Origin of the sequence: Banduia mediterranea (assembly GCF_031846245.1) — a bacterium.
In the GTDB taxonomy this organism is placed as follows: Bacteria; Pseudomonadota; Gammaproteobacteria; order Nevskiales; family Nevskiaceae; genus Banduia; species Banduia mediterranea.
Genome location: NZ_JAVRIC010000002.1, coordinates 214139 through 228006, shown reverse-complemented (window position 1 = coordinate 228006; position 13868 = coordinate 214139). Strand labels below are relative to the sequence as shown.

The 13868-nt window shown below is 62.7% G+C and carries 12 protein-coding genes; 8 read left to right on the top strand and 4 right to left on the bottom strand.

All coding sequences use genetic code 11. The features are described 5' to 3' along the window. The first annotated feature begins 117 nt into the window (after window positions 1-117). Window positions 118-1899, top strand: a complete 1782-nt coding sequence (locus RM530_RS02515; protein WP_311363629.1) for a sulfatase family protein — start codon at window positions 118-120, stop codon at window positions 1897-1899. A 211-nt stretch (window positions 1900-2110) separates the two neighbouring features. Here RM530_RS02515 and RM530_RS02510 read toward each other — a convergent pair whose 3' ends face one another. After that, window positions 2111-3061: a GGDEF domain-containing protein gene (locus RM530_RS02510; RefSeq protein WP_311363628.1), complete on the bottom strand. Its 951-nt coding sequence runs from the start codon at window positions 3059-3061 to the stop codon at window positions 2111-2113. A 376-nt stretch (window positions 3062-3437) separates the two neighbouring features. On the opposite strand from RM530_RS02510, the gene RM530_RS02505 reads away from it, so the two are divergent. From RM530_RS02505 to RM530_RS02495, 3 genes are all read left to right on the top strand, one after another. Further along, window positions 3438-3797: a helix-turn-helix transcriptional regulator gene (locus RM530_RS02505; protein ID WP_311363627.1), complete on the top strand. Its 360-nt coding sequence runs from the start codon at window positions 3438-3440 to the stop codon at window positions 3795-3797. 199 nt (window positions 3798-3996) lie between these two features. Then, a complete protein-coding gene (locus RM530_RS02500; RefSeq protein WP_311363626.1) occupies window positions 3997-5355 on the top strand; it encodes an MATE family efflux transporter in 1359 nt (452 codons plus the stop codon). Between the two features lie 172 nt (window positions 5356-5527). Next, window positions 5528-6163: a peroxiredoxin gene (locus RM530_RS02495; RefSeq protein WP_311363625.1), complete on the top strand. Its 636-nt coding sequence runs from the start codon at window positions 5528-5530 to the stop codon at window positions 6161-6163. Between the two features lie 282 nt (window positions 6164-6445). On the opposite strand, the gene RM530_RS02490 is transcribed toward RM530_RS02495, so the two are convergent. Continuing rightward, window positions 6446-7585, bottom strand: a complete 1140-nt coding sequence (locus RM530_RS02490; RefSeq protein WP_311363624.1) for a serine hydrolase domain-containing protein — start codon at window positions 7583-7585, stop codon at window positions 6446-6448. Between the two features lie 493 nt (window positions 7586-8078). On the opposite strand from RM530_RS02490, the gene RM530_RS02485 reads away from it, so the two are divergent. The 4 genes from RM530_RS02485 (at window position 8079) to RM530_RS02470 (ending at window position 12631) form a co-directional block, all read left to right on the top strand. Next, window positions 8079-9014 (top strand): dihydroxy-acid dehydratase domain-containing protein, encoded by a 936-nt coding sequence (locus RM530_RS02485; RefSeq protein WP_311363623.1) that lies wholly within the window; start codon window positions 8079-8081, stop codon window positions 9012-9014. 75 nt (window positions 9015-9089) lie between these two features. Beyond that, entirely contained in the window at window positions 9090-11222 is a 2133-nt protein-coding gene (locus tag RM530_RS02480; RefSeq protein ID WP_311363622.1) for a transglycosylase domain-containing protein, read from the top strand. A gap of 327 nt (window positions 11223-11549) precedes the next feature. Next, window positions 11550-11855 (top strand): H-NS histone family protein, encoded by a 306-nt coding sequence (locus RM530_RS02475; RefSeq protein ID WP_311363621.1) that lies wholly within the window; start codon window positions 11550-11552, stop codon window positions 11853-11855. 110 nt (window positions 11856-11965) lie between these two features. Further along, entirely contained in the window at window positions 11966-12631 is a 666-nt protein-coding gene (locus RM530_RS02470) for a YjbF family lipoprotein (protein ID WP_311363620.1), read from the top strand. A gap of 155 nt (window positions 12632-12786) precedes the next feature. On the opposite strand, the gene RM530_RS02465 is transcribed toward RM530_RS02470, so the two are convergent. Continuing rightward, a complete protein-coding gene (locus RM530_RS02465) occupies window positions 12787-13056 on the bottom strand; it encodes a hypothetical protein (RefSeq protein ID WP_311363619.1) in 270 nt (89 codons plus the stop codon). A 155-nt stretch (window positions 13057-13211) separates the two neighbouring features. Then, window positions 13212-13508 (bottom strand): hypothetical protein, encoded by a 297-nt coding sequence (locus RM530_RS02460; RefSeq protein WP_311363618.1) that lies wholly within the window; start codon window positions 13506-13508, stop codon window positions 13212-13214. Window positions 13509-13868 lie beyond the last annotated feature (360 nt).

Below are 13868 nucleotides of genomic sequence, written 5' to 3'. Positions count from 1 at the left end.
GGCCTGAACGGTGGCGATTCAGGTGCGATTTGGTGTGGTTGTTCCAGGATTCTTGCGATGTCGTGGCGGGATCGGGTGGCCCCAGCGATCGATTTGCAGCTTCCAGGAGAGATCGAGATGTTCAGCCATCGCCGTATTGCGCCCGCCGCGCTCGCGCTTGCCGGCCTGATCGCCCCGTGCGCCGTTGCGCCGGTCTCGGCCGCCACGGTCGCAAAGCCCAATGTGCTGACGATCATGGTCGACGACCTCGACGAGGACATGTTCGACCTCTTGCTCGAAAACGGCTGGCTGCCGAACATCGAGCACTACCTGCTTGAGCAGGGCACGCGCTTCGACAACAGTTTCGTCTCCGACCCGGTGTGCTGTCCTTCGCGCACGACTTACATCACTGGCCAGTACGTCAAGAATCACGGCGTACTCGGCGTCACCAAGGGCGTCGCCTATTGGTACTGGGACGAGGAAGCGGACAACCCCGAAAACCGGGCGATGGCCGTGCAGATGCAGCGCGCCGGTTATTTCACCGGCCATGTCGGAAAATATCTCAACGGCTACGGCATGTATTCGCCGGCCGAGTACACGCCCGAGGGTTACGACCAGTGGTACGGCCTGCTCGACCCGACGACCTACGACATGTACGACTACCGCATGAACGTCACACGAGACGGCAATACAGAGATTGTGCAGTACCAGGGTTATGACGCCGCCCATTACCAGACCGACGTGCTGCGCGACCGCGCACTCGATTTCCTGGCCGCGGCCGATCAACAGTTGCGGCCGTTCTTTCTCACGGTGACGCCGGTTGCGCCGCATATCGAGACGATCAGCTTTTCCTCGGACGAGGCGCTGGGCTACAAGGCGCTGTTTCGCGAATACATTCGCCCGGCGCCACGCCACGAATGCCTGGTCTCGGACTACGTCGATCATGAAGTCGATGCGTCAGACGAGGTCTGCTTGCGCGAGCTGCCTGATTCACTGGCATTTCTGGAAGCCAAGCCGGCGTTCAACGTGCTGGGTTACGACAAGCATCCACGTCTCACCGAACTGCCGCAGACGCTGACCGAGGCGGATGGCGACTTCGTCGCGCTGGAGCGTCAGCACCAGATGCGTATGGCTTCGATGCTGGCGGTCGATGATCTGGTCGGCGGTCTGCTGTCGCAGCTCGAAGCGGACGGTCGGCTCGACAACACCGTGGTGTTGTTCACCTCCGACAACGGCTACTTCCACGGTGAGCATGCGCTCGATTCCAAGCTGCTGGCCTACGAGGAATCGATCCGCGTGCCGCTGCTGCTGCGCGGACCCGGCATTGCCGGCGGCGCGCGGCTGCCGGACGTGGTCATCAACAACGATCTGGCGCCGACCATCGCCGACTACGGCGATGCGCATCCGATCCGCCGCGGCGACGCCTACGACGGCCGCTCGCTGCGCGCGCGGCTGGAAGGTGGGCGCCGTCTCGCACGGCGACAGTTCATGACCGAGCATTTCATCGAGGCCACGGCGCAGGAACTGGCGGCCGAGTATCCGCAGTTCGAGGAGCTGACCGACGAGGCGATCGACTACGTCGAGAACCTGGCCGGAATCGAACTCGGATCCTTGACCGATCTGGCCTATCCCGCGTTCAAGGCCCTGCGTCGCACCGATGTCAGCGGTAGCTGGCTGTACCTGCAGTGGTACGCCAACGAAACTAATGGCGGACCCTGGGTCGTGGACTTCGAGGAGTTGTATCAGCTGGACACGGACTCCGGCCAACTGGTCAATCTCGTGCCGAACGCGGAGAACGACGAACGCCTGCAGGCGCAGCTGGTGTCGATGCGCCAGGATCTCGACGCGATGAAGGAGTGTGCGGGGGAGGACTGCCAGCGCATCGAGGACAGGGTCTCGCCGGCAGCCCTGCGGCGCTAGGACCGCGACAAGGGAGTTTGTCAAAAAACTTCAGCCTCCCCCCAACCGTGTACCGGGAACGCCCCGACGTTGTGACGATTCGCTCCCGGATTCCACTTTAGTTTCATCCGGACTACGGCTGTTATCGATACTTCCGTGTCGGCGTATCGGGTTTCAGCCCGGCTCGCGCGCCGGGCTGGTCAAACGCCGCAGGCCGTGCCCACGCCGTGCCTCATATCCCGGCAGGCTGCGAACCATGGAGGACATCTCCCAGTCTCGGAGGCTGGCCAGCCTCCGCTTCACGCGCCACGGACCAGCCATTGCGCCCAGCGGATTTGACCCTGTACAGTGCGTTGTCGGCACAATGCACCCACTGCTCCCAGTCGTCGAAGCCAGCGCTCCAGCCAGCGATGCCGATACTGGCCGTGATTCGTTCGTTCGGCAGTAGCGGACGTTCTGCCAGAGCGTTCTTGAGCCGTTCAATGGCCGTAATCGCGTTGTTGACGGAGGCGCCCTCCAGCAGCACGCAGAACTCGTCGCCCCCGTACCGGCCGCCGATATCGTCCTGCCGCAGCGCCTGCCGCAACAGTGCGGCGAAGCCGCGAATGACCCAGTCGCCGCCGCCATGACCGTACCGGTCGTTGATACGTTTGAAATTGTCCAGGTCGATCAATACCAGCACCGCCTGGCCGCCCTGCTCGCGACATCGCAAAAAGGCGTGCTTCACGCATTCTTCCAGATGCCCACGGTTGTATAGGCCGGACAGCGAATCACGCCGGCTGCGATCTTCGAGCAAGCGGCTTTGGTCTCGCAATCCCCCCAGTGTCCGTCTTGTGCGCCAGGTGACGTTGAACGGATGCGCGATCAGTAAAGGAAGGCAGCCGAACACATCGGCCAGCGAAGGCTCGGGAAACCATTCAACGCCGTAAGCCAGAATGCCGACTGGAATGCCGGCGACCTGCCATCCAAGGCCGTAACACAGCGCCCGCGGCCCTCTTGCCAGCAACGCGTTGACGCCCAAGGCCACCGACAGCACAACGCAGACCAGCACATTGAAACGCACCAGCGGTATGGCTACGCCGAGGCAGAAGTGGGGTATGAGCCAAAGCCAGTTCGAGTGGTTCCGCGAGCGGCGGTTTGATCCATGTCGGACCAGCCAGAGACCGGACAGCAGACCGTACAAGACCGGCCCCGTCCATTCGAACCAGCCTGCACCTCGTGCGTACAACGGTGAGACCAGACAGCCCAGGCTCAGCGCCGTGAAGGCGAGGGCGGCAAGATTGCCGTTTGTCGCTAGCGCCAGTTCGTTGTGCAGCGAAGCGCTGCCTTTACCGGAAGGCGCCAGCTTGGAACCGTCGTGCATCCGCTGTCCTTGCTGTGAACGGTTCGGCGTTCGCGCAGCAGCCGGACCTCGACGTCATGATTGCACTGCGCGCTGTGCGACATACCCGACCCCATCTGATCGGACAGTATAGATAACAATTGGAACACAGTCACGGATACGAACAGCAGCATTCCTCGGATTCGGTTAAATCTTCGGGATTGACCGGATCCATGCATTGAGCAGCCTATATCAGCGCGTTCGCGAGGCCCGAAACAAGCTGGGCCTCTCCCAGGAATCCCTCGCAGCCGAGCTCAAAGTTTCGCGCAGCGCGGTCGCGCAGTGGGAAAACGAAGCGGGAACGCGTCCCAGCGTTGAGAATCTGGTTGCCTTGGCACGCCGTAGCGGCATGGCATTCGAATATCTTGCGACCGGCCGCGGCGCCCGAGTCTTCGGGGCACCGATCGTTGCGGAGGCAGCACCGCACTATCAAGTCCTGACGGTGCAGCAGCAGCAACTGCTGGCGTGCTTCGACGCGCTGTCGCCGCGCCAGCGCGGATCCTTGCTGGAGCTTCTGGCGCCCCTGGCTGCGCGCTGACCGCCCTGTTTCCGGCGTTGACGAAGGTTCCAGCGCGTTTCCGCGCAGGCGGCACGGCCACTGTGGATGTCTCCGCCGAGCCTGAGCGGCTGGTCAAACGCCCGGAGCGCCACCACAATACGCGCCCCGCACGCTTCGGCGGCGGTGCGTTGACCACTGTCCTGCCGTTGTGGCGGGAGATCACCTTCCGAAGACCGCCATGCATACCCGCGCATCCGTCCGCCGCGAAGCGGGCGCCTCCCTCAGTCTTGCAACACCGATCATCGCCGCGCAGCTCAGCATCATGGGCATGGGTGCGGTCGATACGATCATGGCCGGCCGCTACAGCGGCGCTGCGCTGGCGGCCGTGGCGGTGGGCGCCAATCTCTGGTTTCTGCCGTTCGTCTTTTTCATGGGCTTGTTCATGGCGGTGTCGCCGGTCGTGGCGCATCACGTAGGCGCGCGCAAGCCGGATAAGCAGATCGGTGACTTCTCGCGCGGCGCGATGCTGATGGCCCTGATCGTGGGCGTGTTGTGGATGATCGCGGCGAAATCGCTGTCTCCGCTGGTGGTGACGCGCCTGGGCCTGCACGAACAGACCGAAGCCTATGCGCTGGGTTATCTGGCCGCCGTGTCCTGGGCGGCACCGGTGTTCGCGGTGGGGTTCGTGCTGCGCTCGACCGCCGAAGGGCGCGGCGTGAGTCGTGCCGTGATGCTGGCCGGCGTCGTGGCGTTTCCGCTGAATGCATTGTTCGATTGGTTGCTGATGTACGGGCATTGGGGCTTTCCGCGCATGGGGCCGACCGGTTGCGGAGTTGCCACGGCTCTGTCCTCGGTGGTGATGCTGGCGGCCTATCTGTTCGCGTTTGCCCGGTGGCGCTCACTGCGCTCTCTGCAGGTTCTGCGGCTGGAGCCGGCGCGTTTCAATGGGGCGATTGTCCGGGAGATCCTTCGTCTGGGCCTGCCGATCGCATTCATCCTGTCCGCCGAGGCCAGTCTGTTCCAGGTTTCGGCGCTGCTGATGGCGCGCTTCGGCGAGATCGCGGTAGCGGCCCATCAGGTGGCGATCAATTTCGCAGCGGTATGTTTCATGGTGCCGATGAGTCTGGGTATGGCGACGACGGTTCGCGTCGGCCAGGCGGCCGGCGCCGGCGAGCCTCGCGAGGCTCGCATGCGCGGCTTCGTGGGGATCGGTCTGGGTCTGTCGTCGGCCCTGTTGTCGGCCGCGATCATGCTGTTCTTCCCGGCCGTGGTCGTGGCGATCTACACCGATGTGCCGGAAGTGGCCGACATGGCGATTCGCTTTCTCGGCATTGCCGCCGTATTCCAGGTGTTCGATTGCCTTCAGGCCACCGCCAATGGCGCCCTGCGCGGGCTCAAGGACACGCGGGTGCCGATGCTGCTGACGGTGGCCGCGTACTGGCTGATCGGCATGGGCGTCGCGATTGGCACCGCGTTCTGGGCCGGCATGGGTCCCATGGGTCTTTGGTGGGGCTTGGTTGCGGGCTTGGCGGCGGCCGCAGTGGGGCTGAACCTGCGTTTCGCACGGCGTTCGGGGCGGCTTGTTGCCACGACCTGAGCGCCATGTCGGGGTCCAGGGGTGGGGCGGTCGGACGCGTGGGCACAGGCCGTAGGCCGCGCCCAGGCGGCAGGCTGAACCGTATCGACGATAAAGGTTATTTGCATAGGTCTTGAAATGGCGGGACGGAGGCGCATGCTAGACGTCCCCGACCCAAACAAAGGAGTACGCCATGGCACTGCAACTCGGCGATACCGCCCCCGATTTCGAAACCCAGACCACGCAAGGCCCGATCCGCTTTCATGAATGGCTGGGCGATTCCTGGGGCGTGCTGTTCTCGCATCCCAAGAACTACACGCCGGTGTGCACCACGGAACTGGGCTACACCGCCAAGCTCAAGCCGGAGTTCGAAAAGCGCGGCGTCAAGGCGATCGGACTGTCCGTGGACAAGCTCGAGGACCATGAGGGCTGGAGTCGTGACATCGAGGAAACCCAGGGCAGCGTCCTGAACTTTCCGCTGATCGCGGACCCGGAACGCAAGGTCGCCGAGCTGTACGGCATGATCCACCCGAATGCCAGCGGCACGCTGACGGTGCGCAGCGTGTTCGTGATCGACCCGAGCAAGAAGGTGCGTCTGATGATCACCTATCCGGCATCCACCGGCCGCAATTTCGACGAGATCCTGAGGGTCATCGACTCGCTGCAACTCACGGACAAGCACAAGGTCGCCACGCCGGTGAACTGGAAGCAGGGCGAAGACGTGATCATTGTGCCTGCGGTATCGGACGAGGATGCAAAATCCCTGTTTCCGCAGGGTTGGAAAGCGCTCAAGCCGTATCTGCGCGTGACCGCGCAGCCCAAGGACTGACCGCCAGCACGAGCTTGCCAGAGCCGCCTACGCTCAGATCGTGACATTTGTCGTCGGCGATTCGTTCTCCCTTCTCCCGGAGGGAGAAGGGAGAACGGCGTTCCGAGATTGCCAGCATTCAAACGAGAAGCGCTTTAACGTGGATCACGCGCGGCGTGATGCCGACCTGGCCTCGCCCGCTTGCGGGAGAGGCGGGGGCGCTCGCAGCTGCGAGCGGTGGGTGAGAGGAAGGGCCATGCCGCAGGCGATTCATTGTGCGGGGTGTCGCTCGCGGCATGGCCGTTAGGGTTGCGCTGATTCTTCTGTACCGAGCAATTCGTCGAGGATCAGGCCGCGTGCCGTGCTGAAAATGTCCAGCCCGGTGTCGGTATCGCTGAGGATCAGCGATACCGCGCTGTAGTTCAGGTCCAGATCCAGCCAGGGCACGGCACCGAACAGACCGGGATCGCTGAGTTCCGGGCCGGTGCTGCCGGGATGCAGCTCCGGCGAGGAGATCCACCAGCCGAAGGCGTAGCCGGGGAAGTCGTTGCGATCCAGCGGCATTCCGAGCTTCAGGCGGCCGGCGATCTGGTCGGTGGACATCTCCGCGATGAGGTCGGCCGACAGCACCTGACGGTCCTCGTAGACGCCGCCGTTGAGAAACATCTGTTGGAAATGGCGGTAGTCATCGGCCGTGGTCGTCCCGCCGCCAGCGACCCTTGGATTTTCATCACCAAAGAATTGATAGCTCTGCATGTCCAGCGGCTCAGCCAGGGCCATGTCGAAGAAGTCGTTCCAGGTTTGCCCGCTCAAGACCGTGGCGATATAGCCGGCGACCTGATAGCTGCCGCCACCGTAGGAGAAGGCGGTGCCGGGCAGGAAACCTAGCGCCGCGTCGGCGATTTCCTGTACGCATTCCTGCATGGTGACGGTCACGGCTTCGGACAGACAGTCGGGGGCAGTCTGCAGCCCGGAGGTGTGATTGAGCAGCATCCGCATCGTGATCGAGCGTTTTGCAAACGGCCAGTCAATGCTGTCCTGCAGGTAGGTTTCGACCGGTTCGTCCAGGTCGAGCAGGCCGAGATCGACCAGGGTCAGGATCGCGGCGGCGGACGGTGCCTTGGTGGCCGAGGCGGTGAGTACCGAACTGTCGACGCTAATATCGCCACCGGCCTGCGTGAACTGGCTGACGTCGTCCACGTTGAGATTGAACGCATAGCCGGACACGGTGTCGGGGACATAACTGTCCAGCGTGGATCGCAGCGCGCTCCAGTCGTAGTCGGGGGCCGGGTCCTCGCCATCATCATCATCATTGCCGCCGCTATCACCGCCGCTGCATGCACTCAGACTCAGGCAGATTGCCAGCATTGCAATCTGCGCAGTGCCGCGCTTTTCGCGGAGGGGCGCGCCGAGTAGTCTTGAGCGTCCCAGATTCCATGTCATCAATCGATCTCCATTGAGCTGCCGGACAATACTGTTGTTCCAATGCCATGGGCCTGGGTTTGAAGGCGACCATTGCGACGCCGATGGCCGATCCACCATAACCAAAGTCGTCAGCCGCCGCGAATGAGCAAGAAAGCCAATCACCGCTCCAGCACGATTACGCAAGGCGTGGCCCGCTCCCCGAACCGGGCCATGCTGCGTGCTGTCGGCTTTACCGGGCTCTATGTCGTTTCGGGTGGAAGACAAGGCCCAGTTTCTCGAGCTGCTGTTGAGCGTCAAGGTCGGCCGCAGGCCGCCCGAAGGGCTTGACCTTGACGCTCGGCGGCAGCGTGAAATGCTCGGAAAAGGCTTGTCGGGCAAGCAGTTAGCCCGACAAGCCTTGACCACGGAGCATTCGTCCTCACCATGATCGACGCAACACACTGAGAAGGGTGTCCAGCACATCAACGGTAACTGCACGCGATGAGGGCACGATTGTTCCACCTGAAATGTCATGGACCCCTTTACCGACACTGACTTCGAGAAGCCGATTGTCGGCATCGCCAGCGGTCATTCCACGATGAACCCCTGCAACGCCGGCATCGGCGGTCTCGCCGCGCGCGCCGAGGCCGCGTTGCGCGAGGCCGGGGCGATGCCGCAGACTTTCGGCTTTGCGACGGTCACCGATGGCATCTCGATGGGCACGGACGGCATGAAGTTCTCGCTGGTGTCGCGCGAGGTGATCGCAGATTCGATCGAGACCGCGGTGCAGTCGCAATGCATGGACGGATTCCTGGCGATCAGCGGCCAGACCATCGCCGAAGTATTGGCGGGCGTTCCGGATACTCCACCCCAGGGACAGGACGTGATCCGGCCATTCGAACGGCCGATGTACCAGCAGGGACACTTGGCGATTCTCAAGGGCAATCTGTCGCCCGAGGGCTGTGTCGCCAAGATCACCGGCCTCAAGAATCCGGTGATCACCGGCCCGGCCCGCGTCTACGATTCCGAAGACGCGGTAATGGCCACGATACTCGCGGATCGGATCAGTCCCGGCGATGTCGTCGTGATCCGCTACGAAGGCCCCAAGGGCGGGCCCGGGATGCGTGAAATGCTGGCACCCACCTCCGCGCTGATCGGCAAGGGTCTGGGCGAGTCGGTGGGTCTCATCACCGACGGACGATTTTCGGGCGGAACCTGGGGCATGGTGGTCGGCCATGTGGCGCCCGAAGCCTGCGAAGGCGGCGTCATCGCACTGATCGAGGAAGGTGATTCGGTCACCATCGACGCCAGAAAGCTGCTGATTCAGTTGAATGTGGAAGACGCCGAGATCGAGCGGCGGCGTGTCGCCTGGACCCGTCCGGCGCCGAAGTACACGCGTGGCGTGCTGCACAAATTCGCGCGCCTGGTGTCCACGGCCTCCAAGGGCGCGGTGACGGACGGCGACTGAGCGTCTGATGCCCGATTCCAAAGTCAGTCGCCACGGCGTCAAGCCGGCTCGCGGCATTTCCGGATTCGGAGAACGATGAAAGCCGCTCGCAAAGCCGCGGCTTCGGGCCTTGCGGTTCGTTCGAGATGGCTCTGCTTCGTGGGTCTTGGCGGGCTGATCGGAGTCACCGCCCTGGTCGCAGCCACGCTGTTCGCGCAGCGCGCGCTTCCCGCCACGCTGAGCGCGCCCGGCTCCAGTGCCGAGGCCCGATTGCTGGACCGCCACGGTGTGCCGATCTATTCCGGCACGCTCGAATCCTGGAACGTCGATCAGCAATTGCGTCTGGAAGCGATGCCGGTGCTGCTGCGCGAATCCATGGTTCTGGCCGAGGACAAACGCTACTGGCGGCATCACGGGCCCGACTGGCTCGCCCGCCTGTCCGCGCTGGTCCAGAACCTGCGCGCGGGGCAGTCGGTGCGCGGCGCCAGCACCATCAGCGAACAGGTCGTGCGCCTGCTCAACCCCCGACCGCGAACGGTATGGTCGCGCTGGGTCGAGGGCTTCGAAGCGATGCGGCTGGAGCGGCGATTCTCCAAATCGCAGATTCTCGAGTTCTACCTGAATCAAGTTCCGTATGGCGCGAATCGCCGCGGCGCGGTTCAGGCCGCGCATTACTACTACGGCCGGGAACTCGAAACCCTGAACCCGCGTGAGATTCTGAGTCTGGCGGTACTGGTGCGTGCACCGTCGGCACTGGACCCTGCGCGCCACCCCGGCCGTATCGACGGCGCGATCGAGCGCCTCGCGGCGCGTTCGATCGAGTCCGGTCTATTGGATGCCGCCACGTTTCGGACCGCCACCTTGCAGCTGCGCCAGTCGCGCATGCCGATGCCCGGCATCTGGGCGCCGCATTTCCGGCGGGCGGTGCTCATGCGCGGGCGTGCCGGACTCGACGGCAAGCCGGTTCTCACCAGCCTCGACGCCGGCCTGCAGAAACGGATACAGGATCTGGCCTATGTGCGGCTCGATGATCTGGCCGATCGCGGCGTGACCGATATCGCGGCCGTGGTCGTCGATCTCGATGGAAATCACGTTCGTGCCTGGGTCAGTGCGCACCGAGGCGCCCGTTACGTCGACGGCGTGGACGCCGTCACTGCGCCCCGGCAACCGGGTTCCACACTCAAGCCGCTGCTTTACGCGATGGCCTTCGATCGTGGCTGGACGCCCGATACCGAGATCGTCGATCAGCGTCTCGCCGAGCGCGTAGGGCAGGGGCAGCACGTTTACAGCAACTACAGTGGCGGGCATTACGGGACCGTTACCGTGCGGGAGGCGCTTGGGAATTCGCTCAACATTCCCGCGGTGCTGGCGCTGCAGTTCGTCGGCGCCGACCGCTTCCTCAGCGGCCTGCGCGCGCTCGGAATGAAGTCCCTCAGCGCACACCCCAATCTCTACGGCGACGGTCTCGCTCTGGGTAATGGCGAAGTGACGCCGCTGGAGCTTGCCCAGGCCTATTCGGCGATCGCGACCAACGGCCCATATCGAGACCTGAGTCTGATCGAAGGCGAAACGGAGCCGGCGCAGGCATCCGTGATCTCCGCCCCCGCCGCCGGGGCGATCCGAACGATACTGAGGGATGAAACCTCGCGATACCTCGAATTTGGCGAAGGCAGCGTGCTGCGCTTTCAGCACAAGGTCGCCGTCAAGACCGGCACGTCCAGCGACTATCATGATGCGTGGACGGTCGCCTTCGACCGGGATTTTCTCGTCGTCGTCTGGGCCGGCAGCCTCGCGCGCCGCGAAACCGATGGTGTGACCGGCGCCATCGGCCCGGCGTTGCTGGTCCGGTCGATACTTGCGCAGCTACCGAGCCGGCCGCTGGCCGTGGCACGCGCTGTGGATATCGAGCCTTCGACGCCGCGGGGTTTTGATTCTGCCGCGCCCGGCGCCGAATCCGAAGTTCATATCCGCTGGGTTCAGCCGTTTGACGGTTTAAGCATCGTGATTGATCCGCGTATTCCGATTGAAAGGCAAACCCTGCAATTCGAAGTCCGCACGAACCACACCACGGCCGAATTCACCTGGTTCGTCGATGATCAGCAGCGCGCGCTCACCGCTCAGCCCGACTGGAAATGGTCGCTGAACCCGGGCAATCACACCGCGCAGGTCAAGGCGACGAGTGCCGAAAGCTCAATCAAATCAAATATCGTAAAGTTCAGCGTGAAATAAACTGTGAACGTGAATCACGCGCCGCGTGATGCCGAGCTGCCCTTGCCCGCATGCGGGCGAGGGGGGCGCCCGCGAATGCGAGCGGTGGGTGAGGGGAACGGCCATGCCGCAGCAGATTCATACTGCGGGGTGCCACTTGGCGGCATGGCCGTTAGCGGAGCGACGATTTATTCGTCACTCCCATGCACGCGGACATCCTGGCCGTACCTTAATCTCGCCAATCAATCTTTACCGGCTACTTGAATGCCACCCGTTTATCGAGGATGCTATAAGCGTCGGTCATGCGATTCGTCAAACATTCAATAAATAATCGAGAGGTATTAGCTGATGGCGACGTACAAGGAACTGGTACAACAAATCGAAAAGCTTCAGCAGCAGGCTGAAGACCTCCGAAAGAAGGAGCTTCAGGACGTGATTGCCGAGGTCAAGACAAAAATCCAGCAATATGGACTCAGCGCTTCCGATCTCGGACTTTCGGGCGGCAAGTCAAAATCGTCGTCTGCCAAGGGGACCGTCAAGCCGAAGTACAAGAATCCGGTGACGGGCGATACCTGGACTGGCCGCGGCCGCGCCCCGAAGTGGGTTGTCGAAGCTGAAGCGGCGGGCAAGAGGCGGGAAAGCTTCCTGATCTGATGATCGTCACGGGCGGGCTGGGCAAGCTAGCTCGCCTTCGTTTGGTTCGCGGTGAGGCTTTGGCAAGCATGCCAGGCCGTGGGTAGTTCTTCCGGGCCTATGTAAAATCTATGTCGCTGAATCGCCGGGATTTTCTTGGATTGGCGGGTGCTGGTCTCGTGGCGGGATGTTCCGCCAACTCCAGTGCGCGGCTGGCCTATGAAACCTTGAAAGCTGCCTATTGGACGCCTCGCACTTATTCGTTGAGTGCTGAAGAGATTCTTGCGATCCCTTATTCGGCAATGGGGTTTTGGGCCGGCAACAATCCCAAGGCGGTCTTGATCATGGAAACGCTGGAGCCGCCATATCGTGCAACCTGGCGTTCTGAAGACCGCGTGTTGATCGAAACCCGGAATGGATTGATTGCGTCCACAGCGGGACTGCCAAATGATCTGGGCCGCTTCGAGTATTCGGGTATTCCCGTGTTGGGCCTGGAAGCAATTTCGCAGCTTGAGGGGCGCCCGCTGAATGGGACCTTGGATATGCTGGAGCCGCGAGAATACGGCGTACCATTTCAAGCCCGCTTCGAGATGGGCGCGGAAACCGACCTGGCCATTCTCGGTCTGGAGCACCGGGTGGTTCCCGTGGTCGAGAATCTGAATTTCCCGACCCGCCGCTCGAAGCTCACGAATCATTATTGGTTTCGACGCTCCGACGGTGTCGCGATTGCCGGCAGGCGTTCTTTCCATGAGGATGCGCCGGCCCTGAATTGGGAACGTCTGCTAAAGACTGCTTGATTCCCAGATCTTTCGTCGCCTTACGGTGTCAGCGCAGAAAGCGGATTCCTGGCGTGCCGAGCTTCGGCCATTCAAGGCGTACCGGATTGTCCGCGAACCCATAAAAAAAGACCGCCCTCGCAAGGGCAGCCCTTTTACACGTAGTGCGAGCAGACTCAGTTGGTACTGGTTGCCGTCGATGTCCCGGTGGCCGACGTGCCGGTGGACGTACCGGACCCGGCATTGTCATCATCGGTGGCGGCCGCAATCGCGGCGCCGATGACCACGGCCGCGCCTGTCGTGACGCCGACCGACATCCATTTGGCATTGCCCGAGGCATTCTCGGTGGCACCAAAGCCTGCGGAATTGCCGGATTCCTGCGCGAATGCGGCGGGCGCTGCCGTCATTGCCAATGCGATCGCGAGAACCTTGATTGTGCTGCTCATGTGTGGAAACTCCGTTCGGAAGTGACCGTTCGAAAATGGCCGTTCGAAATATGGACATGGCAGCAGCGGATGTTGGAGCCGCCACTGCCTATAGTCGCCACTCTAGCGGCTCCTTGCGTGAAATCCAATCGCCCGGCGCGCCGACGAGACGCTGTCTAGAAAGTGCCGGTCGCGGTCGAAGTGCTGGTCGAGGTCGACGTGGAGGGCGAAGTGCCCGGAGGCGTTACGGTGTCGTTGGGGGCGTCGGGCTCGTTGTCGTCCGTGCCGGCGGCGACGATTCCGCCAATGATCGCTGCGGTTCCGGCACCCACACCGATCGAAACCGCGCCTGCCGCCTCGGTTGCCTCATTCGCTGCGGACGCGCCGGCGGGGGTGCCGGTCTCCTGCGCGAATGCGAGGGGGGCGGAAAACACCGCAGTTGCCAGTACAGCCAGGGGGATCAGCTTGCTCATGGTCCGCTCCACGGGAAAGGTTTGCGGTCAAGCCGCATTTCAACCAAAACTAGTGGATTTCACTTTAGCGGCTAATTGTCCAGATGCCAATCAGAAAATGCGATTCACCTCGATGTTCACGCGCACAGAACGGGATCGCTCATGTAGCATTCGACCAGTTTTGACCGTCCGGCTCCCGCGTAAGCCGTTGACGCTCAGGGCGCTTTGGTTCATGAGCTAAGGAGCCGCTGCATAACCGTAGCGCGCGAAGGCAGGTCGCGTTTCGCCAGCGCGCAGGAAGCGGGGGGGTATTGAAATAAATGAGCATTTCGAGCACTGCCGAAACGCGAGATGTCGAGCGCAGTCGGTCATGCAGAGGTT